Annotated in this window: 21 protein-coding genes and 1 pseudogene; 15 read left to right on the plus strand and 7 right to left on the minus strand. The window is 28.1% G+C overall.

Annotation, left to right across the window (positions count from 1 at the left end; genetic code table 11):
• Positions 1-25 precede the first annotated feature (25 nt).
• Positions 26-1,126: a redox-regulated ATPase YchF gene (ychF, locus tag BHAMNSH16_RS03475; RefSeq protein ID WP_008727608.1), complete on the minus strand. Its 1,101-nt coding sequence runs from the start codon at positions 1,124-1,126 to the stop codon at positions 26-28.
• A 287-nt stretch (positions 1,127-1,413) separates the two neighbouring features.
• Between ychF and BHAMNSH16_RS14220 the strand changes: the two are divergent.
• The 9 genes and pseudogenes from BHAMNSH16_RS14220 to BHAMNSH16_RS03515 form a co-directional block, all read left to right on the plus strand.
• Positions 1,414-1,552, plus strand: a pseudogene (locus tag BHAMNSH16_RS14220) (Rpn family recombination-promoting nuclease/putative transposase); the annotation flags it as partial.
• Between the two features lie 144 nt (positions 1,553-1,696).
• Positions 1,697-2,680 (plus strand): aromatic ring-hydroxylating oxygenase subunit alpha, encoded by a 984-nt coding sequence (locus BHAMNSH16_RS03480; protein WP_069732230.1) that lies wholly within the window; start codon positions 1,697-1,699, stop codon positions 2,678-2,680.
• A 55-nt stretch (positions 2,681-2,735) separates the two neighbouring features.
• A complete protein-coding gene (locus tag BHAMNSH16_RS03485; protein WP_008727610.1) occupies positions 2,736-3,113 on the plus strand; it encodes an STAS domain-containing protein in 378 nt (125 codons plus the stop codon).
• Positions 3,114-3,162: 49 nt separating this feature from the next.
• Positions 3,163-4,188 (plus strand): hypothetical protein, encoded by a 1,026-nt coding sequence (locus BHAMNSH16_RS03490; protein WP_164071385.1) that lies wholly within the window; start codon positions 3,163-3,165, stop codon positions 4,186-4,188.
• A 1-nt stretch (position 4,189) separates the two neighbouring features.
• The gene (locus BHAMNSH16_RS03495) at positions 4,190-5,062 is read left to right on the plus strand and encodes a bifunctional riboflavin kinase/FAD synthetase (RefSeq protein ID WP_241033645.1); all 873 of its coding nucleotides are present in this window, start codon (positions 4,190-4,192) and stop codon (positions 5,060-5,062) included.
• Between the two features lie 28 nt (positions 5,063-5,090).
• Positions 5,091-5,360 carry a 30S ribosomal protein S15 gene (gene rpsO / locus BHAMNSH16_RS03500; protein WP_008730155.1) on the plus strand — a complete coding sequence of 90 codons (270 nt, stop codon included), beginning with the start codon at positions 5,091-5,093 and terminating at the stop codon, positions 5,358-5,360.
• Between the two features lie 69 nt (positions 5,361-5,429).
• Positions 5,430-7,568 (plus strand): polyribonucleotide nucleotidyltransferase, encoded by a 2,139-nt coding sequence (gene pnp / locus BHAMNSH16_RS03505; RefSeq protein ID WP_069732232.1) that lies wholly within the window; start codon positions 5,430-5,432, stop codon positions 7,566-7,568.
• A 181-nt stretch (positions 7,569-7,749) separates the two neighbouring features.
• Complete coding sequence (locus BHAMNSH16_RS03510; protein WP_008730151.1) at positions 7,750-9,066, plus strand: ankyrin repeat domain-containing protein; 1,317 nt, start codon at positions 7,750-7,752, stop codon at positions 9,064-9,066.
• Positions 9,067-9,121: 55 nt separating this feature from the next.
• Entirely contained in the window at positions 9,122-9,568 is a 447-nt protein-coding gene (locus tag BHAMNSH16_RS03515) for a C-GCAxxG-C-C family (seleno)protein (RefSeq protein ID WP_008730149.1), read from the plus strand.
• On the opposite strand, the gene BHAMNSH16_RS03520 is transcribed toward BHAMNSH16_RS03515, so the two are convergent.
• Positions 9,565-10,545, minus strand: coding sequence for a hypothetical protein (locus BHAMNSH16_RS03520; protein WP_241033646.1), 981 nt, complete (start codon positions 10,543-10,545; stop codon positions 9,565-9,567). The genes BHAMNSH16_RS03515 and BHAMNSH16_RS03520 overlap by 4 nt on opposite strands.
• Positions 10,546-10,977: 432 nt before the next feature.
• A complete protein-coding gene (locus BHAMNSH16_RS03525; protein WP_069732234.1) occupies positions 10,978-11,535 on the minus strand; it encodes a helix-turn-helix domain-containing protein in 558 nt (185 codons plus the stop codon).
• 334 nt (positions 11,536-11,869) lie between these two features.
• Between BHAMNSH16_RS03525 and BHAMNSH16_RS03530 the strand changes: the two genes are divergently transcribed.
• Together BHAMNSH16_RS03530 and dsdA are read left to right on the plus strand one after the other, a co-directional pair.
• The gene (locus BHAMNSH16_RS03530; protein ID WP_008728155.1) at positions 11,870-13,231 is read left to right on the plus strand and encodes a GntP family permease; all 1,362 of its coding nucleotides are present in this window, start codon (positions 11,870-11,872) and stop codon (positions 13,229-13,231) included.
• Positions 13,232-13,234: 3 nt separating this feature from the next.
• Entirely contained in the window at positions 13,235-14,551 is a 1,317-nt protein-coding gene (gene dsdA / locus BHAMNSH16_RS03535) for a D-serine ammonia-lyase (protein ID WP_008728153.1), read from the plus strand.
• A 187-nt stretch (positions 14,552-14,738) separates the two neighbouring features.
• Here dsdA and BHAMNSH16_RS03540 read toward each other — a convergent pair whose 3' ends face one another.
• Positions 14,739-16,532: a phosphoenolpyruvate carboxykinase (GTP) gene (locus BHAMNSH16_RS03540; RefSeq protein ID WP_008728151.1), complete on the minus strand. Its 1,794-nt coding sequence runs from the start codon at positions 16,530-16,532 to the stop codon at positions 14,739-14,741.
• Positions 16,533-16,713: 181 nt separating this feature from the next.
• Here BHAMNSH16_RS03540 and BHAMNSH16_RS03545 point away from each other — a divergent pair, with 181 nt between their 5' ends.
• The 3 genes from BHAMNSH16_RS03545 (at position 16,714) to BHAMNSH16_RS03555 (ending at position 18,882) form a co-directional block, all read left to right on the plus strand.
• Positions 16,714-18,195, plus strand: a complete 1,482-nt coding sequence (locus BHAMNSH16_RS03545) for a hypothetical protein (protein WP_008728149.1) — start codon at positions 16,714-16,716, stop codon at positions 18,193-18,195.
• Positions 18,188-18,406 carry a hypothetical protein gene (locus tag BHAMNSH16_RS03550; RefSeq protein WP_008728148.1) on the plus strand — a complete coding sequence of 73 codons (219 nt, stop codon included), beginning with the start codon at positions 18,188-18,190 and terminating at the stop codon, positions 18,404-18,406. Before BHAMNSH16_RS03545 ends, BHAMNSH16_RS03550 begins: the two co-directional genes overlap by 8 nt.
• A 125-nt stretch (positions 18,407-18,531) precedes the next feature.
• Entirely contained in the window at positions 18,532-18,882 is a 351-nt protein-coding gene (locus tag BHAMNSH16_RS03555) for a hypothetical protein (RefSeq protein ID WP_069732235.1), read from the plus strand.
• A 536-nt stretch (positions 18,883-19,418) separates the two neighbouring features.
• On the opposite strand, the gene BHAMNSH16_RS03560 is transcribed toward BHAMNSH16_RS03555, so the two are convergent.
• From BHAMNSH16_RS03560 to BHAMNSH16_RS03570, 3 genes are all read right to left on the minus strand, one after another.
• A complete protein-coding gene (locus BHAMNSH16_RS03560; protein WP_008728146.1) occupies positions 19,419-19,601 on the minus strand; it encodes a hypothetical protein in 183 nt (60 codons plus the stop codon).
• Positions 19,602-19,621: 20 nt separating this feature from the next.
• Positions 19,622-21,226 carry a peptide ABC transporter substrate-binding protein gene (locus BHAMNSH16_RS03565; RefSeq protein ID WP_008728145.1) on the minus strand — a complete coding sequence of 535 codons (1,605 nt, stop codon included), beginning with the start codon at positions 21,224-21,226 and terminating at the stop codon, positions 19,622-19,624.
• 428 nt (positions 21,227-21,654) lie between these two features.
• Positions 21,655-22,218 (minus strand): RNA 2'-phosphotransferase, encoded by a 564-nt coding sequence (locus BHAMNSH16_RS03570; protein ID WP_008728144.1) that lies wholly within the window; start codon positions 22,216-22,218, stop codon positions 21,655-21,657.
• A 178-nt stretch (positions 22,219-22,396) separates the two neighbouring features.
• Here BHAMNSH16_RS03570 and BHAMNSH16_RS03575 point away from each other — a divergent pair, with 178 nt between their 5' ends.
• A complete protein-coding gene (locus BHAMNSH16_RS03575) occupies positions 22,397-23,113 on the plus strand; it encodes a gamma-glutamyl-gamma-aminobutyrate hydrolase family protein (RefSeq protein WP_069732236.1) in 717 nt (238 codons plus the stop codon).
• Positions 23,114-23,115 lie beyond the last annotated feature (2 nt).

Consider the following 23,115-nt stretch of genomic DNA (forward strand, 5'->3'; position numbering starts at 1 on the left):
TTTTTATTTATTTTAATTTTTAAAATTAAACATTAAATCTAAAAGTTACAACATCGCCTTCCTGCATAAGATACTGCTTTCCTTCCAATCTTATAGCACCAGCCTCTTTGGCTTTAACAAAACTTCCAAGCTCTAAAAGTTTATCACAGTTTATGACTTCAGCACTGATAAATCCTCTCTCAAAGTCGCTGTGTATAACACCGGCAGCCTCCGGAGCATAAGCACCTTCTCTAACTGTCCAAGCCCTTGTTTCATCTTCTCCTGAAGTTAGGAATGTTAAAAGTTTTAATAATCTGTGTCCAGCCTTTGTAAGTCTTGCAACACCTGATTCTTTAACACCCAAATCTTCTAAATAGCTTAATCTCTCCTCTTCATCCAAATCTTGTAAATCGGCCTCTATCTTAGCACTGAAAGGTATTAACTCAATATTTCTTTCATTTGCATATTTTTGTAATGTTACATAATTAGGATTTTTCTCTGGGTTAGCAAGTTCATTTTCTGACAAATTAGCACCTATCATCATACTTTTTGCTGTAAGTAAAAATAAAGGCTTTAATATTTCTTTTTCAGTATCTGTCAAATCAAGACTAAATACAGGCTTAAAATTATTCAATTCTGGAAGTATTTTTTCAAGCAATGCCACTTCCTCTTCAGCTGCTTTTACTTTGGCACCTTTTGCTATCTTTTTTTGTTTTTCCATTCTGGCATTAACAGTTTCAATATCAGCAAGCATAAGCTCTGTTAATATAATATCTAAATCTCTTAAAGGATCAACATCTCCTATATGAGTAATATTGCCGTCTTCAAAGACACGAACAACATGAAGCACTGCATTAACTTCTCTAATATGAGAAAGAAATTTGTTTCCTAATCCCTCCCCTTTTGAAGCCCCTTTAACAAGTCCGGCAATATCAACAAAGGTTGTTGTGTTATAAACTTTCTTTTTTGATTTGAAAAGTGCTGCTAATTTATCAACTCTTTCATCTTTTATTATAGCAGTGGCCTCATTTTTATCTATAGTACAAAACGGATAATTAGCCGCCTCTGCGTGGGCATTAGTTAAAGCATTAAAAAGTGTTGATTTTCCTACATTTGGAAGTCCTACTATCCCTATAGATAAAGCCATAATTATTTCCTTAAAATATAAATTGTTTTTTACAAAAAAATTATTTTTTACAGTAATATTATATATTAAAAAATATTATTAACAAGTATATTAAAAAGTATAATAAAAAATTTTTATTAATTTATAATTTCTCTATATATTTTTTATATTTAATTAAATATTTCAGTTTATTATAATTCTATCATTAATAATTTCTTTATGTTTAAAAAGCATATTAATGAATTCTATATAATGAGAAAAGAAAAACTGTTTTGACAAACTTGAAAATTTTCAGTATAATAAAAACTATGGAAGAAATTAACAGACTTAATGATTTATTTGTACGATATCTAATTGACACTGAATGAAATGAAGATATATTGGAAAATATCATTAATGCTGTATGATGCCGGCTTTGAATCTGTAGGAAACCTTGAAATTATTAATCATTTAATTAATCTTAGTTTAAATATTTTATAAATTATTAAACTTTTTTGCTATCATTTTTGTAAATCCTCCTATAAAGTGTTTATTTATTAAAATAACAATATATAATATGTAACAACATATAAAAAATTTGAGGATACAGCTATGATATATAATATGTGGTATGCCGTATTAGATTCAAAAGAAGTAAAGAAAAATAAACCTCTTTTTGCTAAAAGATTAAATAAAAATCTGGTATTTTGGAGAGATTCTAATAACAATATATGCTGCATAGATGATAAATGCTGTCATAGAGGGGCTTCATTATCTCATGGAAAAGTATGCAAAGATAATATAGCCTGCCCTTTTCATGGATTTCAGTTTGATAAAAACGGAAAAACAGTAATGATTCCAGCCAACGGAAAAAATACTGAAGTTAATAAAAATTTTTTTGTTGAAGGATATGAAGTAAGAGATTTATACGGATTTATTTGGTTTTGGTATGGAGATAAAGATAAAATTAATGATAAAATAATGTTTCCAGATGATTTGAAAGACAAGAAATTCTCATATTCTACTATTAAAGATGAATGGAATAATCATTATACAAGATGCATAGAAAATCAGCTTGATGTAGTGCATATAGCTTTTGTACATCATAACACTATAGGAAGAGGAAATAAAACTATTGTTAATGGACCATTAACAGAGCTGGATGAAAATAACAATATATTAAAATTCTATGTAAATAATGTTATTGATAATGGTCAGAAAGCATTAAGTTCATCAGAAATGAGAAAAGAAGATTTTAAATATTTTTTATATTTTTATTTTCCAAATACTTGGCAGAATTATATATTTGAAAAGATGCGTATATTCGGAGTATTTGCCCCTGTTGATGATGAAAATACCGTTATATATATGAGATTCTATCAGAAAATAATGAATATTCCTTTCATAAAAAATATAATAAACTTTATAGGCAAAAAATATTCAGATATCGTATTAAAACAAGATAAAAATGTGGTAAAAACGCAATCCAAAAGAGAATCTTATTTAGGTATGAAAGAAGAAAAATTAATACCGGGAGACAGACCTATAATAATATATAGAAGCACAAGAGATAAATTAAAAAAACTAAATGATTAAAATAAAATTAAAAAAATTCATTGACTAAAAATTAAAAATTTGTTAAAGTAATCGTATGATAGATATTTCATTTGAAAGCAGCTATTATTTAAAAGATGATTCTGTTATTATTATATCTTTATATAATAATATATACGATGAGCATCTTCCTCAAATAAAAGATTTATTTTCAGAGTTTATTAAAAAAGATATAAACAGCATTATATTAGATTTGTCCGATTGTCTATTTATAGAAAAAGAGATATGGGAATATTTTATAGAGCTAAAAAGAAAACTATCGCATAAAAAAGGAGATTTAGTTTTAGCGAATATGTATGGTGTTGTTAAAAATGATTATAATATTATGGAATTATCAAACTATTTGGAATCTTTTAACAATATAAATAATGCTTTTTATAATTTCGGAATATTAAATGATATTAAATCAGCTTAATTTTATTTTTATACTTGAATTTTTCTCTCTATAGATATAATATATAGTTATGAAGATTATTAGAAATTTTGTTTCTCTTGCACTTTTCTTTATAGTGTTTTTTGCAATGTATTTTGGTATATATTTATTTAAAGTTATGGATACCAATAATATTTATCAAAATATGAACATTGATTTAATAAAAAATTTGATGGAACATTATTTCCTTGCTATCTTTATAGTATCAGGAATTTCTTCTGTAATAATAATAGGAGCTTTAAATAAATTTTCAGGAAGTTTGCCTACTATTATAGTAATAGGTATACTTGCTTTTTTTATGACATTATACCCCGCTTATACAGTAGCATTTAATAAAAATATAGACTATCTTAGAAATGAACTTAATGATAAAACCTCATTATTTATAGATGATACAGGAAGATATTTTACCAAAATTGATAATTATTTAATAAAAGTAGGATATAAACTTTTGGATAATACCTATAAAAATGTAATATTAGTAGATCCTGCATTTATGGGTAAATTATATATTGGAGATTACATATATATTACTGATAAAGAAATATCTTTACATGAAGTAAAAGAAATTAGCGGAACTTCAGTAGTAGAAAAGACATCAAGTATATTTAACAGAAACTCCGTAGAAAATTATATATCAAGTTTTACGGCAGATATAATTTTCGGATTTGAAGTATTTCCGTTAATAGTGGCATTTCAAAAAATAATTACTTTAACAGAAATGCCGATTTATGCTATAGCTTTATTATTCATTAATTTATGGATTATGCTATTTGCTTTTTATATGTTGGGACTATCTTTAAATTCCAGACAGTATGTGTATCATAATATACTTAATGCTCTTATATTATATGGCATAATAAAAATAATATTTGCTATATCTATAGAACAATATAATTTATTAGAAGTAATAATAAGAAATTTAAATTATTGGACTATGAATTTATATATATTTATAGCATCATTAATGACAATAGTAGTCTCATTAGCTTTGAAAAAAATTCTTAATAACGATAAAAAAGCAGTTAATAATTTAGAAACGGATAAAGAACACTAAAATGAATCGAATTATCAATGATTTTTGCAAACTCCCTATAAAAAAAGATAGTATAATAACAATAGGAAAATTTGACAGTGTGCATAGAGGGCATCAAAAACTAATAAAATACACGGTCGAATACGCCAATAAAAATAATTTAATATCAATAGCAATAGTTATCAAAAAGAAAAATGTATCAATATATAATACAGAAGATAATAATGCTTTAATAAAAGCTATGGGGATTAATTACATAATTGTTATTGACTTTTTACCAGAATTTTATACAATGGAAGCTAAAGAGTTCTTTGACAAACTCATAGAGTATTATCGTATGAAGCATATCGCTGTAGGAGATGATTTTGCATTTGGTAAAGATAGAATGGGAGACAAAGAATTTTTAAAGAAATATTCTAAGGAATGCGGTATAGGAGTAAGTTTTATTAATTTTCTTAATTATAAAAAAAATAAAATATCAAGCTCCAATATACGGGAAGCCCTTTCAAACGGCGATGTAGTTAGTGTAAATAAAATGCTTGGAAGAGAATATTCTATGAGCGGATTAGTGGTTCATGGAAATGCTTTAGGAAGAAAAATAGGATATCCTACTGCTAATTTAGAAATACCTAAAAATATTTTTATACCTAAAATGGGTGTATACAGTTCTACTGTAAGAATAGGTAATTCTGATACCATATATAAAGCTCTTACTTTTATAGGTATTAGTAATATCAATAAAGAATTAAGAGTAGAAAGCCATATACTAGATTTCTCTAAAATGATCTACGGTAAAAAAATAACTGTAGTATTACTAAAATATATTAGAGATAATATCAAAGTAAACTCTATAGATGAAGTTAAAAAATTATTAGAAAATGATGAAAAAAGATAAGAAAATATTTCAAAAGGAGAACAAAACAATGTCTATCACAGCAGACGAAAAAGCAAAAATAATAAAAGAATTTGGTAAGAATGAACATGATACAGGCTCTACAGAAGTACAAGTAGCACTTTTAACTAATCGTATAACTTATTTAAAAGGTCATTTCCAAACTCATACTAAAGATAATCATTCAAGAATGGGACTTCTTAAAATGGTTGCTAAAAGAAGGAAACTTCTTAACTATTTAAGAAAAACTGATATAGAAGCTTATAAAAATCTTATACAAAGATTAAAATTAAGAAAATAAATTTGCTCAATCAAATTTACTTATTTTAATACCCTCTCGGTGTTTTGTACTTAATATAAGGAGTAGAATATGGTAACAGTCAAAAGTGTATTTTGTGGAGAGGAGTTAATTTTAGAAACCGGACTTTTAGCTAAACAGGCACATGGTTCTGTAACCTTGAGGCTTGGAAACACAACCATATTAGCAACTGTTGTAGCAGCTAAAGAACCTAATTTAGAATCTGACTTTTTCCCTTTAACAGTAAATTATAATGAAAAATATTATGCAGGCGGTAAAATTCCGGGCGGTTTCTTCAAAAGAGAAGCAAAGCCTAGAGATAAAGAGATACTTATATCCCGCATCATAGACAGACCTTTAAGACCTCTTTTTCCTGACGGTTTTAGAAATGAAGTTCAAATAATACCTACAGTGCTTTCTGTAGATACCGATATGCCTACAGATGCTTTAGCTTTAATAGCTTCATCTGCAGCACTTACCATTTCTTGGATACCATTCGGGGGTCCGGTTGCCGCTGTAAGAATAGGGTATAAAAATGGAGAATATATTATCAATCCTAAAAATAGCGAGCTTCATACAAGCGATTTGGATATTATTGTAGCTGGAAGTAAAGATGCTATTTTAATGATTGAAGGAGAAGCAAAAGAAGTTTCTGAAGAAGTATTTATCGGAGCTATAGAATTAGCACATAAAGAAATGCAGAAATATATTGATATGCAAAATGAAATGGCTTCTCTTTGCGGAACACAAAAAATAGAACAGGAATTATTTGAATTTGATGCTGATTTGGTAAAAACAGTTACTGAATACGGAAGAGCAAAAATAGAAGCTGCCAACTATAACCCTGATAAAACTAAAAGAAATGAAAGTATGGATAATGCTTTTGACGAAATAGAAGAATATATCAAAACTACAACTGAAGATGAAAAATTAATATCTCAAGTTAAAGGTATTTGTCATTCTATAGAAGAGGAAATAGTAAGAGAGGCTATAGTAGAAAAATCTATGCGTCCTGACGGAAGGGCTTTAGATGAAATAAGACCAATAAGTACTATGATTAATTTAATACCTAGAGTGCATGGTTCTGCTCTTTTCACTAGAGGACAAACTCAATGTTTATCTATAGTTACTTTGGGAAGTGAGAAAGATGCTCAGTTAATGGACGATATATACGGCAAAGAAAATAAAACTTTCATGCTTCATTATAATTTCCCTCCATTTTCTGTGGGAGAAGTTGGAAGGTATGGTGCTCCGGGAAGAAGAGAAATAGGACATGGAAATTTGGCTGAAAGATCTTTCAATGCTGTACTTCCTTCTAAAGATAAATTCCCATACACAGTAAGAGTGGTTGCTGAAATATTAGAAAGTAACGGTTCTTCTTCTATGGCTACAATATGTGCTTCTACTATGTCATTACTTTCTGCAGGTGTTCCTCTTAATGCCAGCGTTGCAGGTATTGCTATGGGACTTGCTACTTACAAAGACGGCTATAAAATACTCACAGATATACAAGGTGTAGAAGATCATTTGGGTGATATGGACTTCAAAGTTGCAGGAACTCGTAAGGGTATAACTGCTTTCCAATTAGATATTAAACTTACAGGTATTTCAACTCAGATATTAAAAGAAGCATTAGAACAGGCTAAAAAAGCAAGATACTTTATACTTGACAAAATAGATGCTACTATAACTAGTGCCGGAGAAATTTCTGATTTTGCTCCTAAATACAAAACTATGAATGTTAATCCTGAAAAAATAAGAGTATTAATAGGACCGGGAGGAAAAAATATAAAAGCTATAATAGAAGAAACAGGAAGCGATGTAGAGATACAGGACAGCGGTGTAGTTAACATATTTGCTCCTGATACTCCTACTCTAGATAAAACTATAAAACTTATAAACGCTTATGTTAAAGATCCTGAAGTTGGCGAAGTTTATGACGGAATAGTTAAAGATATAAAAGATTTCGGTGCTTTTATTGAAATACTTCCGGGAGTAGAAGGACTTTGTCATATATCTGAACTTGCTTATAAACATGTTATGAATGTAGAAGAAGTTCTAAAAATAGGCGATGAAGTGAAAGTAAAAATATTGGATGTTAAGGGCGGCAAATATTCTTTAAGCAGAAAAGCATTGCTTGAAAAACCTGCTGACTATGTTGAAGAAGAACATACAAAAAAAGAAAAAAAACATGGTAAAAAAAGATTCTAATTAAAAATTTAGATAAATAATTTTTAATAATAAAAGGCTGTTATAAAAATATAATGGCCTTTTTTATTTAACAAAAAATATTTTAATCTCTAATAATTAATATAATTTAATACTTATTAAAATATTTACTAAAAATATATTATATGATATCATTTAAACAATTAATATTAAGGATAGTATTATGAAAAATAAAATCATTCTCATTCTGATGGCAACTCTAATTATAGTAATAACTTCATATGCAGCAAATAATGAAAGCAATAATGATAAAGTAAAAGAAAGCATCATGAATAATATAGAAACAGATAATACATTAATAGAGCCTGACAAAGAAGCTGATGAATATACTGAAGAAATAAAAGAAGAAATGAGAGATAGTACATTTAATGAAAGTAATAATGAAAAATTAAAAAACACATCAATGACAAATGAAATAATAATGCCAAGCGATGAATTATTAAAACTATTAGAAAGAAATAAAAATAAAACAGACGTAGCTGAAATGATTGAATTGATAAATGAGGGCGGTATAAATGCTGCTTCAAAAGGTGATCTTATTATAGGTAATGTTACACACTATACTAATTCTACCCCTTTAATGATAGCTTCATCATATGGGCATTATGATATAGCAAAAGCTTTGATTGATAATGGGGCTTTAGTTAATTTAAGAGCAGACGATGGATTTAATGCTTTAATGGAAGCTGTAAGAACTGATAATATAGAGATGGCAAAATTATTAATAGAACATGACTCTGATATAAATATAAAAAATAAAGACGGCAAAAATATGATTATACTTGCATGTGAAAACGGCAATGAAGAAATGTTTAATTTATTAGTAGAAAATAATGCAGATATAAATGAAAAATCATCATGGGGAGCATCTGCACTTATTTATGCTTCTGAAAAAGGTAATATTAATATAATGCAATATTTAATAGATAATGGAATAGATGTTAATGGAAAAGCTGATGATAACGGGGATACTCCATTACTTTGGGCTGTTACAGGAGAAAATCCTTATGAAGCTTCAAAACTTTTAATAGAAAATGGTGCAGATGTAAATGCTACAAATGATGGCGGAGTTGCTCCTGCTAGTATACTTGCCGCATCTACTCCTAAAGTGGTAAAACTCTTAAAAGATAATGGTGCCGATTTAGATACAAAATTTTTAGATTATTATCCACCTATAGCAATTGCTGCAGGTGCGGGTAATTTAGAAATAGTTAAGGCATTGGTTGAAAATGGGGCTGATGTGAACTATTATCCTAATGATATAAACTATACTGCGATATTTCATGCTATAGACCAACATAATTATGAAGTTGCTGAATATTTATTTAAAAATGGTGTTGATTTAAATATAAAAATGAAACCTGATAATGACTATGGCAGAAGTATAAAAGAAAGCTACAATGTTTTAGAATATGCTGAGGCTATTCAGGATAAAAAAATGATTAATATAGTAAGCAAATATTATAAAAAGAAAAAATAATTATAATTTCTTATAAATTTAATACAATTACAAATATTTTTTAAGGAAGTTATTTATGAAAACAAATATCAATATCGAAGAATGCATTAATGATGCAAAAAATATGTATGGTAAAGGTTTCGGATGTTCAGAAGCTATAATATATGCTTTAAATAAGCATTTTGAATTTAATTTAAGTGATGATGCTATAGCTATGAGTTCATCATTTTTGAGAGGAGTTGGAGGAAGCGGATGCTTATGCGGTGCTGTTGCTGCCAGCTCTATGTGTTTGGGTTTTTTATTCGGAAGAAGAGAACCTAATCAGAAAGTAGATAATTGTCTTAGATTAAGTAATGAATTTCATGATAGTTTCAAAAAAGAATTCAAATCAACTTGCTGCCGAGTGATAACAAAAGGAATGGAGCAAAACTCAGAAGAAAGAAAAAAATCCTGCAAAGATGTTGTTGCTTTCACTACAGAAACTACAGCAAAAATGATAATGAGAGAATTAAATAAAAATTAAAAAATATTATAAAACAAAGGCATTATAAAACATACTATAAAAGCTATAATTCCATAAACATATACATAACAGCTTCTATTGTTTGTTAATATAATGTCTTTTATATTTTTCATAGAGCCTAATTTTTTTAATGATTTTATATTATCAAAAATTATTAAAATAAAATGAATAAGTATTATTATATTTGTAAAAATCAAAGTTAATTTATTTGGACTAATTCCATATTCTTTTATTCTGTATATAAGAGAACTAAAAATTATCATATTAAAAATAAATGCTATTAAAGGGAATATAATATAAACTATCTTTGTAAATATACTTGCTTTATAATCAATACGCACAAAAAATAAATTAACTGCCCCTATAGCAAGAGCTACATTATAGATTATAAAATTGCTTCTAATATCATAAGGACTGCTGTATGGTATTATTGGCACTATTATAGAAAATAAATGCTTAAACATGTTATATAAACTTATATACATTATTATTCTTGAAAAGTATATTGATATATTTTTTACATCTTTTTTATAAAGAAAATAAATTATAAAAGGAGTAAAAGCAAATATATAAAATACAGATAATATAAAAACATTAAATACAATAAGAGTATTATCAAATATATTCATAATAATACCTTTCAATAAGTTAATTACTGCTGCAAAAAACATTATAAACATCACAGAAATAATTGCCGGTATAATAGAAGTTAATATCATAATATTAGCACTGAAAGTAAATACCTGATTAATATCTTTATAACTTTTATATTCATTAAATGATAAAGCAAACATTATAAAAAATATAATATCTAAAAATAAGTTTTTATTTAAAATCGTATGAACAAAGAAAATAAATTTTTTATCTATATCTATAATATCTTTAAATGTAAACTCTGATGAAGGTATAAAAACACTAAGAATGCCTACAAATAAAAATATTAAAAAAGTTATAACCGTATTTTTTTTATTATTCAAATTAAATAATAAGCTAAAACAAAATAAATAAAAAATCTTAAAAACAAAAAAATAAGATGTTATTTGAGTTATTTTATAATTATCAATATCCATGCCTTTGAAAAATAAAAAATACATAGTAAAAGGCATAATAGAAATTAATGCCGGTATTATAATATTTTTTCGTGATGATATTTTTAACTTTAAATTATTCATAATCTTTTTTATTGCTATTTATTTTTTATAGATTATCTATCCAAATAAATAAAAAATCAACTAATACAGTTACTATAAAATACTGATTTGGTATAGGAAATGAGTATTATTTCATTATTATATTAATATAAAAAATAAAATATATAAGTTTATTAATATAATCAATATAGTAAATAAATAAATAATACTCATATAAAATGTATAATACTTAACGATAATGCAATAAATACTATAATATTAAAATTCTGGAGGTGTTACGGCAAAAATTATAACACTCTCTTCATCATACAAATTTTTCCATTTGTGCGGTGCTAATGCCGGTATATATATAGAATCCCCCGGATACATAATAGCTGATTGATCAGATATTGTAATTTCTGCTTTTCCGCTTAATAAAAAGGCTACCTCTTCTCCTTTATGCGGCATAGGCTCAATAGAAGATTCTAATCCCTTTTCATTTAATATCATTCTTATGAATTCTATATTGCTGCTGCCTTCAGGTGATAGTAATTCATAAGTAACTTCTCTAGTTGCCATTACTTTTCTGTCTTTTTCTTTTAAAATATTTATCTTGCTTATTTTTTCATCTTCTTCTATAAAAAATTGAAATATAGGTACTCCTAATTCCTTAGCTATTGATTTTATAGTATTTAAAGAAGGATTGGCATTTCCCTTTTCTATCTGACTAAGCATAGATGATGATATTCCGCATTTTTTTGCTAAATCTTTTAGTAAAATACCTTTTTTTGTTCTTATATCTTTTATTTTTATACCAATATCTATTTCTTTACACATATCTACTTCTTTACACATATCTATTTGTTTTATAAAATTATAATAATATTTAGTATTATTATATATTTTTTCTATTGTTTTTCAATACTAATAAAATATTATATAAATATTTGTTAAATAATATTAAATTTTAAAAAAATAATTAAATTTTATTAAATTTTTTATTGACTTTCTAGAAAAAATTTACTATCCTAAAATTATAGTGCTAAGCAACAACAATAATAGTATTTAACTATGATAATTACTCACTTTATTTATAGGATAATATTATATTTTTTATTATTAATGTGATTGTCTTAGCATTAAAAATTATATAAATACTAGGAGGTACTTTATGGGTTCAATGTTTGTTATATTTGCTATAGCATTATCAATTTTAGTTTTGATAACACTGACCATATTTGTGAAATTGCATCCATTTTTTGCTTTGTCAATAAGTGCATTTTTTTTCGGCATAATATCAGGTCATTCTATGTTATCAATAATTGATGCCTATTCAAGCGGTTTGGGAGGAACTATATCCGGCATAGGAATAGTAATTGCAATAGGAACCGTTATGGGAGCTTTATTAGAAAAAAGCGGTGCCGCTGAGACAATGGCAGAAACTATATTAAAGATAACAGGAAAGAAGAACGCTGATATAGGTTTGGCAGTAACAGGATATTTTGTATCAATACCTGTATTTTGTGATTCAGCTTTTGTATTACTATCTCCATTAGCAAAAAGAATCAGTAAAGATACAGGAGGCAGTATGACTACAATGGCAGTAGCTTTGGCTATGGGACTTCATGCAACTCATATGCTTGTACCGCCTACACCGGGACCGTTGGCTGTTGCCGGTATATTAAAAGCTAATTTAGGTTTAGTTATATTGCTTGGTATGTTAGTATCTATACCTGTAACTATAATAGGAGTATTAGCAGGAAGATATTTCGGTAAAAAATATTATTATTTACCAAATAATATAGATAACAGTATATCTGAAAATGCAGATAAAAAGAAACTTCCTTCACCTATTATGAGTTTTTCTCCTATAATAGTACCTATAATTTTAATGCTTCTTAGAACAGTTGCAGTTTTAGAATCAGCACCTTTAGGAAAAGGAGTATTATATAATACTTTGGATGTACTAGGACAAACTATAATTGCACTATTCATAGGATTAATAATATCATTCTTTACTTATAGATCTGTAAATAAAAATGATAAAGAAGTATGGACATTTGACGGTATATTCGGAGAGGCTTTAAAAACAGCAGGACAAATAGTTTTAATAGTAGGAGCAGGAGGAGCTTTTGCTACAGTATTGAAATTATCTAATCTTCAGGATATAGTTACAAGTATGTTTTCTGGTATATCTGTGGGAATAATAGTTCCTTTTATAATAGGTGCTATATTTAGAACTGCTATAGGTTCAGGTACAGTTGGAATGATAACAGCTGCTTCTATGCTTCTTCCTTTGGTAGATGTATTAGGATTCAATTCACCTATGGGATTAGTAATAGCTATGCTTGCATGTGCCGCTGGAGGATTTATGGTATTTCATGGAAATGATGACTTCTTCTGGGTTGTTACTTCTACATCAGAAATGAAGCCGGAAGTAGCGTATAAAGTATTTCCTCTAATAAGCATACTACAAGCATTAACAGCATTAATATGTGTATTTATATTAAAACTAATATTTTTAAGAGGTTAAAACATGAAAGACTTTACAAATGATATTATAGTAAGTAAATTATCAAAATTAGAAGAAATTGCATGGATTAATAAAAAAGAAATTAGTTTTTCTGAGTATGAAAAGAATTTACCAATATCCGATAAGCAATTGGATGATGCAGAAGAACGTTTAAAAAGATTTGCTCCTTTTATAATGAAGGCTTTTCCTGAAACTGTAAAATCTAATGGAATAATAGAATCTCCTTTAGAGCCTATATTTAAAATGCAAAGCAAATTAGAAGAAAAATATAATACAAAAATACCCGGAAAATTATATTTAAAATTAGACAGTCATCTTCCTGTGGCAGGTTCTATTAAAGCTAGAGGCGGTGTTTATGAGGTATTAAAACATGCTGAAGATTTGGCAATAGATGCAGGAATGCTAAATATTAATGATGATTATTCTATATTAGCAGATGAGAAGTTTAAAAAGTTTTTTTCACAATATAAAATTCAAGTAGGCTCCACAGGAAATTTAGGACTTAGTATAGGAATAACAAGTGCTGCTTTAGGTTTTGAAGTAATAGTGCATATGTCTGCTGATGCAAAGCAATGGAAAAAAGATATGCTAAGATCCAAAGGTGTAACTGTAATTGAATATGCAGATGATTACGGTAAAGCTGTAGAAGAAGGAAGAAAAAATTCCGATGCTGATCCGAAAAGTTATTTTATAGATGATGAAAAATCTATAGATTTATTTTTAGGCTATACAGTAGCAGCTAGAAGATTAAAAAAGCAGCTTGAAGAAAAAGGTATGGATATAAATGAAAAAAATCCTTTAATAGTATATATACCTTGCGGAGTGGGAGGAGCTCCGGGAGGTGTTGCTTACGGATTAAAAAGAATATACAAAGATAATGTTTATATATTCTTTATAGAACCTACTTTAGCTCCTTGTATGTTATTAAGTTTAGAAACTTCTATGCATGAAAACATAAGCGTAAAAGATATAGGTATAAATGGTATTACTCATGCGGACGGACTTGCCGTAGCTAGGGCATCAGGACTAGTAAGCAGAATTATGGAGCCTATATTAAGCGGAGAGTTTACTATAGCTGACTACAGATTATATGATTATTTGAGATGTTTAAATGAATCTGAAAATATTCAAATTGAGCCTTCTGCTTGTGCATCTTTTCAAGGACCTGTAGAATTACTTAAATGTGAAGAAAGCAAAAAGTATATAGATGAAAAAATAGGTAAAAATATAGAAAATGCTTATCATATTTGCTGGTCTACAGGAGGAAGTATGGTTCCTAAAGAGGATATGGATAACTTCCTTAAAACTTATCTTAAATAAAGATATATAATAAATAAAAAAGTATGTATAAAAGTCTAAATCTCGTATAAAGACTTTTGTACATACTTTAATAATATAACTATAATCTTAATAATTATTGATAATTTGTTAATTAATAAAAAAGCCAATAGCTTAATATTAAATTAAACTATCGGCTTATATTTTTTAGAAAAACTATTAACTAAAATTATTTGCTTAATCTAGCTCTTAATTCTTCTAATTGTTTTTTAAGTCTAGCTGGAAGTCTTGAACCGAATTTAGCATAATGAGCTTCAATTTGATTAGCCTGATCTTTCCAAGCTTCAACATCAACTCTCATAAGTTCTTTGAAATCAGCTTCTGGTATATCCAAACCTTTAAGGTCTAAATCGCCTTCTTTAGGCATTTTACCTATAGGAGTGTCAACAGCATCAATTTTACCTTCAACTCTTTCACACATCCATTTTAATACTCTTGAGTTATCACCGAATCCAGGCCATAACCATTTACCGTCAGCATTTTTTCTGAACCAGTTTACATAAAAGATTCTAGGAGCTTTACTTCCTAATTTATCTCCCATTTCAAGCCAGTGATTCATGTAATCTCCCATGTTATATCCTGCAAATGGAAGCATAGCAAATGGGTCAAATCTTAAAGCACCAACTGCACCGATATTAGCAGCAGTAGTTTCACTAGCAGCAGTAGAACCCATAAATACACCATGATCCCAGTTATAAGATTCATGTACTAAAGGCATAACAGAAGCTCTTCTTCCACCGAAGATGAATATATCTATAGGTACACCTTTAGGATCTTCCCAATCCGGACAAATTACAGGACATTGTCTAGCAGGAGCAGTAAATCTGGCATTAGGATGAGCACCTTTTTCTCCGCTTTCTGGAGTCCAATCATTACCTTTCCAATCTATACCATGTTTAGGTGCTTCTCCCATACCTTCCCACCATACATCGCCGTCATCTGTTTCTACACAGTTAGTAAATATTGTATTTTCTTTGATAGATTCCATAGCCATAGGGTTAGAATCATAAGAAGTACCAGGAGCTACTCCAAAGAAACCAGCTTCTGGGTTAATAGCATAAAGTCTTCCGTCATCTTGATTTATTTTCATCCAAGCAATATCATCACCTATAGTTTCACATTTCCAACCAGGGATTGTAGGCTGTAACATTGCAAGGTTAGTTTTACCGCAAGCACTTGGGAATGCAGCAGCAATATGGAATCTTTTGCCTTCCGGATTAGTTAAGCGTAAGATAAGCATGTGTTCTGCCATCCAGCCTTCTCTTCTAGCCATAGCAGAAGCGATACGAAGAGCGAAACATTTTTTACCAAGCAAAGCGTTTCCGCCGTAACCAGATCCATAAGACCAAATTAAGTTTTCATCTGGGAAGTGAGAAATATATTTTTTTTCTATTGGAGCACAAGGCCATTTAGTATCTTTTTGACCGTCAGCAAGAGGAGCACCTACAGAGTGTAAGCAAGGTATAAACTCACCGTTTGAACCTAATACTTCTAATACTTTAGTACCTACTCTAGTCATTATATGCATGTTACAAACAACATAAGGGCTGTCAGTAATTTCTACACCTATTTTAGCAATAGGAGAACCTACAGGACCCATAGAGAAAGGAATTACATACATAGTTCTGTTTTTCATACAGCCTTTGTATAATTCTTTCATAGTGCCTTTTAATTCATCTGGAGCCATCCAGTGATTAGTGGGACCTGCATCTTCTTTATCTGGATAACTAATAAAAGTTCTATCTTCAACACGTGCTACATCTGAAGGATCGCTTCTAAAAGAATGGCTGTGAGGTCTTTTAGTTAAAGGTTTTGCTAAACCTAATTCTACTAAGCCATTCATACAATTATCATATTCTTCTTTAGTTCCATCACATACATATATATCTTTTGGCTGACACATATCTGCTACTTCTTTAATCCAAGCTTTAAGCTTCTCATGTTTTAAATCTTCAACCTTCATGAATATTACTCCTTGTTAAAATTTGTTGCAACTATTATACAATAAAATAAACTTTTAGTAAATAATTTTTGTAAATTTATTATTTATTTTATAAATATAATAAAATATATTTTTTAAGGATAATAAAAAATATGAAAAAATTGATAAACTAAAAAATATTGATTAGACTAAAGATAATACATTGCCTAACTTTACAAAATCTTTTTTAAAAAAACAAGGTTTAGAAGATAAGCCTATATTATTAAAGTTTAATGGGGTATCAGTGGATGCGATAGAAATGTCTAAAAAGATTTTGGAGCAGAAAAGAAGCGGAGAAGTTATTTCTATTTCAGCAGACAGTACTATTGAAGATTTTCCAATTAATAATTTAAGCGGACTTATAGAAAGCATTAATAAACTTGAAGATGATATAACAAAAGCCTTGAATGATACGCCTGCCTCAATTTTATTTGACAAAAGTCTTTCAAACGGATTTAGTGAGGGAGACAAAGACAAAGAAACTGAAATATCAATAATCGAAAGTTTTAGAGAAAATAAACTTACTCCTTTGTATAATTTGACAGACTATTATGTTATGCTCAAGGCTTGGGATAGTGCTTTTATAGATGATATGCGTTATAAATACAGCGAATATCAGGACAAAACAGACAGTGAAATATTTAGAAGTTGGGCGGATAATTTCACATATCAATACGGCAACTTATTTCCAGAGCCTGAAAGTATTACTCAAGATAATAATGCTAAAAAACTTGATAATTTGCTTAAAGCTCAGCAATTAGGAGCAAATATAGCAGACATACAAGAAGAGCTAAACGAAAGCGAAATTTTTAAGAATGAAATGGAATTAGACTCTCCGCCTCAAGAAATAGAAGGAATGGAAGGAACTGAAGATGATGAGGAAATGTTTGATTATACAAAAAATGACAGCAGTATAAAAGCAGATTCTGACGCTCATAGCGGGCAGTCGCCTGATTTTAAGGAAGAAGAGCACCCGAGAGATAAAGACGGTAAGTTTACGAAAGGAAGTAGAGAAAGTAAAAAGAGCGAAGAAAAGTCATATAAAGTTCAAAAAATAATTAATGATTTTAAAGAACAAATAAATAAAAAAATTGATAATTTACCAAAAGAATTAAAAGAAATAGGTAAAAGAATTTATGATTATGATGCTGAAGCTGGAGAATACATTTTAACTGACGGAAAAGTAGATGAAGAAAAATTAAAAAACCTTTCACCTTTAGAGCAGAATTTTTATTATTATACAGAAAATAATACAAAATTAACAGAAGATGATCTGGAAAAATTGGATATTTTAATGTATAATGCTCCTAGTTATAATACTGTATTATATCGATCTGTAAACGGAGATAAATATTTAAATAGAAAAATCGGTGATAAAATTGATTTATCAGCCAGAGGTTTTACAGATACAGAAAGTGTAGCAGAATTTTATAAAAATAAATCAAGAAATCAAACTAATATTACGGCAACTTTGATAATCGATAATGAACATAGGGATATTAATTTGAAACCTTATAGTAATTTGAGAGATGATGAAGAGCATTTAGTACATGGGAAATATATTATAGAAGATATAAAAGAAGAAGCTGAAAATAATTATAAACATTTAACTATAAAAATAAAAGAGGTCAAAGATAATGGCTAAAAGTACAGATGAAAAATATTGGGAACATTGGCTTGATGATGATCCTTATCCTAATATAGATATAAATAAAATTAGACAAAAAAATATAGATGCTGGTTTAATAAAACCGCTAAATCCTGAAGATCATGTTGTTATAGACTTGAAGTTAATAAAAAAATTAAAAGAAGAAATCAAGAGAGAAAAAGAACAAGAAGACAGTCAGGAAAATTAATTAAAAATATTCGTTAATAAACTAATAATGAAGATTCAAGCGAAGAAGATAAACAAAAAGAAGAAAAAGAAATACAGGATAAAATTGAACAGCTTGAAAAAATAGACTGGAATAAAGATAATACATTGCCTAACTTTACAAAATCTTTTTTAAAAAAACAAGGTTTAGAAGATAAGCCTATTTTATTAAAAAAGAATATAATTGATAGAAACAAGCAACAACATCCAGATATAACTAAAGAACAAGCAATAAGAATTTTAGGCAACTCTCTTTATAATACAGAGGCAGTATTAAAAGGAAAATCAAAAAGACCAGATTATTATAATCTTATAACAAGAATAGATGACAAGCATAATGACTTAGTAACTGTTGAACTATCAAATGAAAAAGATAATTATGAAATAGTTCACTTTTTTGTAATAAGAAATACAACAAGAAAAAAATACGAAAGAGATAATGATGAATTAAAAAAATAAGAGCTAGTAGGGAGGACGCCCCGTTCCTCCATCGCAGTACTTGAAAGTCAAGCAAGCGGCAGGCGTGGGCGGCAATTTTTCTGCCATTCGTACTAGCTCTATATATTTAGTTTAACAAAGTTTTATGATAAGTCAATACCAAAATAAAAAATATTAAACAGCGATAAACTAACTATAGTATAGATCTTTTTTTATTAGACTTGTTTCAAAACTAAATTTATTAATATTTATAAATTTTTATTTAATATTTTTAAATTATAGTTGGGGCTTTGCCCCAAACCCCAGTTCTTTTATTGGTATAAAAGAACCAAAAGAACTGCATTTTTGTAGCTTAAATATATAATTTATACAACATATAAAACATGTGATTAAATTGTAATTAATATTATTTAATTTAGCATAAAATCATAAACTTGTAAAATTGTTTGTCAAGTAGTTTTGAAACAAGTCTATTGTTTGATTTTATACTGTAGTTATGACATAAGATATGACATATAAAAAATTAAACTTTTAATTTAAGGCAAAAATATAAATGTCTATTTTCTTAATTCCATTTTTATATCATTTAAAATATTTCTTATATTCCTTAATTCATACGCTATACTATTTAAAGCACTTGAATCCTTACTGCTGAACTCTGAATAAAGTTTCGGCATAATATTATAACTAAAAATAGTCAATGCAATTCCAATAAATAAACCTACAAAAAATTTTTTCATAAATTAAAATCCTATTTTAATTACTCTATATAAGCATTCCTAAAATCATATATAGAAAAAATATCATATTTCACACCATGAAGTTTTTTGCTCTGCATGATAGTAGCCTTGTCATAATATATAGGTATTATAGCCATATCCTCTTGTATAAGTATACGCTCTGCATCATAAGCAGCTTTTATTCTTATATCTTCATTTGCATTTGTCATGGCAATATCAACTAAATAATCATAAACAGCATTAGTGTATCCGCCATCATTACCAAGTCCGTCAAGCTGAAAAAGTCTTAAATAACCAGCTGCCTGATTATAAGCAACACTAGTTCCTGCCTTAATCATCTGGAAACTTCCGTCTTTTATTGACTGCAAATATGTTGTAGGTTCTTCATACCTTAATTTTAAATCTATACCCAAATTATTTTTATACATGTTCTGAATAGCTTCTGCAACAAAAAGTGATGAAGGATTAGTAGTTGTAATTAATTCTATTATAGGGAATTTTTTTATATCAGTATATCCGGCATCGGCTAGAAGTTTTTTAGCTTCTTCAATATTTTTCTCATATTCACCTTCTTCTAATGAAATATATTCTGGTGCATGTTCTCTAAAATTATTAGTGCCAATTTTTACATTTATAGGAACAAATCCATCAGCAGCAACTCTTCCTCCGCCTAAAACATTATTTACTATATAATTTCTGTCTATTCCAAGTGCTAATGCCTTTCTCACCAAAGGATTACTAAAAGGACTTCTTTTCAAATTAACCATATAGTATGCTATAGATGTTATGTCAACTTCTCTTCCTATACCCTGCTCTATTAAAGAAGCCCTCTCATTTTCCGGAGCCTCCGGATAAAATAATATACTGTCTCCGTAAATTGCAGCAACTGCAGTATTCACATCTTCTAAAAACTCAAAAGTTATTTTTTCAGCCTTTACATTATCTCTATCCCAATAATAAGGATTTTTCTCCATTACTATTTTTACTGCCTCATCATATTCTGTCATTATATAAGGTCCGTTTCCAATGTAATGCTCTTTGGTCAAAGCCCAATCCTCACCGTAAGTTTCTATAATATCACTTCTCACAGGCGAAGCAATATCACTAGCCATAGCCTCTTCAAAATATGGAAGCGGTATGTCAAGCTCAATTTTTAATGTATAATCATCTAAAGCATAAACTCCAAGTTCTTCTAAACTCTTTTCTCCTTTCATTATACTTTGAGCGTTTTTTATTATATCAAAACCTAAAGAAAATGGAGAAGCTACTTCAGGGTCTATTAATCTTCTTAAAGTATATACAAAATCATTAGCTGTTAAATCTTTTCCGTCTGACCATTTAGCATTTTTTCTTAAATGAAATATATAAACTGTATTATTACTCATAGCCTCCCAGCTTTCAGCGAGTGCCGGAATTATTGTACCGTCTTCATCTCTTTGAGTTAATGTTTCAAAAGTATGTGTTATGTAAACTGCTGTATTTATCCCCTTAGCAAATGCTGGGTCTAAACTGCTAGGCATTCCTCCAACTGATACAACTATACCATCACTAGATAATTTACTACTAGAACAGGATAATAAAAATATATTTACTAATAATACTATTATAAAAACATATCTCTTCATAATTCATTCTCTTTAATATTCTTTTAATTATTGTATTTATTATATTTTAATATGATAACTAAATATATAATTATGTCAACTGTATTATATTAATATAAATTACGCACGGTAAATAAATTAAAAAATATAAATATGTTATTTTTCTTATTTAGTACATAAACTAATAAAAATAAATCGTGCGTATAAAATTTTTGCAGCTTAATAAAAACTTGGGAGGGAGCTATAATTTCTAATTAAGATTAAAAAATAATAAAAATCGTATTATATAAATTAGGCTATAAAATATAATGGGTGGGGTATGTATATAAAATTTATTATTTTTTGATTATTGCCGATAAACATTGTTCGCTAAAAATGTATATCCGCCTTTGGTAAATTTGCTATACGCTTACTATTTGTATATTTAGATTTATAGTATTTTAAAATTATTATTTAATTATATCAAAAATATATTTAGGATCAACATAATCGCATAACCACACTTTATTTTCAGACAAATAAAATTTAATACCATCATTATACATTTGCTTAGAATTAATTTTTATTATTGCAGGCTTTCCATGACGCTCCCCAACTTTTTTGGCAGTTTCTTCAATAATAGATAAATGCACATAAAGCCTGCCCATTTTCTTTATGCCTTCAAGTTTTATACTCTCTATATTATCAACAGAAGTCCCATGAAACAATATTTCTGGCGGTTCTCTTTCTTCAAATTCTAAATCTACATTTATACTATGTCCCTGACTTGCCCTTATTAAAGTATGATCCTCATTAAAACTAAATCTTTTTTTATCATTGTATAATACTACTCTTTCAAGTATTTCTTTATTTATATTTCTTCCTGTTAATTTTATTTTTTCAATTAACCCATAAACATTAGCCCAACCATCTTTTGATAATGTGAGTCCTATATTTTCAGGTTTATGCCTTAATACCAAACTAACAAATTTACTTATTTTAATTTCTTCTTTGCTTAATTTATCATTTTTCATTTTTATTTCTCCAATAAAACAATAATATTATTTATTAATTATGTCAACTATATTATGTTAATACTAATATTTAATAAAGATTTATTCAGCCCGCCCACCCGCCACCTAATATCTTGTAAAAAAGTTATTTTACTTGTAAAATATATGCAAATTTTTTACTTAAATAAAGGATATATTTATGTCTGTTATAGGTTTGTCTGGAAATATTTTATACGAAAATAGTTCTATACCAAAAGCATTTATTAATCGTTCTTATGTTGATTCTGTTATAAGATCCAAAGGAGTACCATTTCTAATGCCAATCACAGAAGAGAAAGATATTATAAAAAAAATGGTAGAAAATGTTGATGGAATAATAATGACGGGAGGAGTTGATATTCACCCATTTAGATTCAATGAAGAGCCTATAGAAAAAATAGGTGCTATATTAGCTGAAAGAGATGAATTTGATTTTACATTAATGAAATATGCAGTTGAAATGAATAAACCAATACTAGGAATATGCAGAGGAATACAGGTTATAAATGTTTATTTCGGAGGAACATTAATACAAGATATACCAAGTCAAAGAAATACTAATATACTTCATAATCAAACTGCAGAATATCATACTGCAACACATAAAATTCAAATAGTAAAAGACAGTATAATTTATGATATCTTAGATGATGCATCTGAAGTAAATAGTTTTCATCATCAGGCAGTTGATAAATTAGCTAAAGATTTTAAAGTAACTGCTGCTGCCAAAGATGGAATAATAGAAGCTATAGAATATAAGAAAAAAGATTCTTTTATTTTAGGATTGCAATGGCATCCTGAGTTAATGAGCTCAAGAATAGTAAAAATGCAGAATATATTTGACATGTTTACAGAAATTTGCAAATCAAGAAAATAATT

It is taken from the genome of Brachyspira hampsonii, from assembly GCF_002214805.1.
Classification (GTDB): Bacteria; Spirochaetota; Brachyspiria; order Brachyspirales; family Brachyspiraceae; genus Brachyspira; species Brachyspira hampsonii.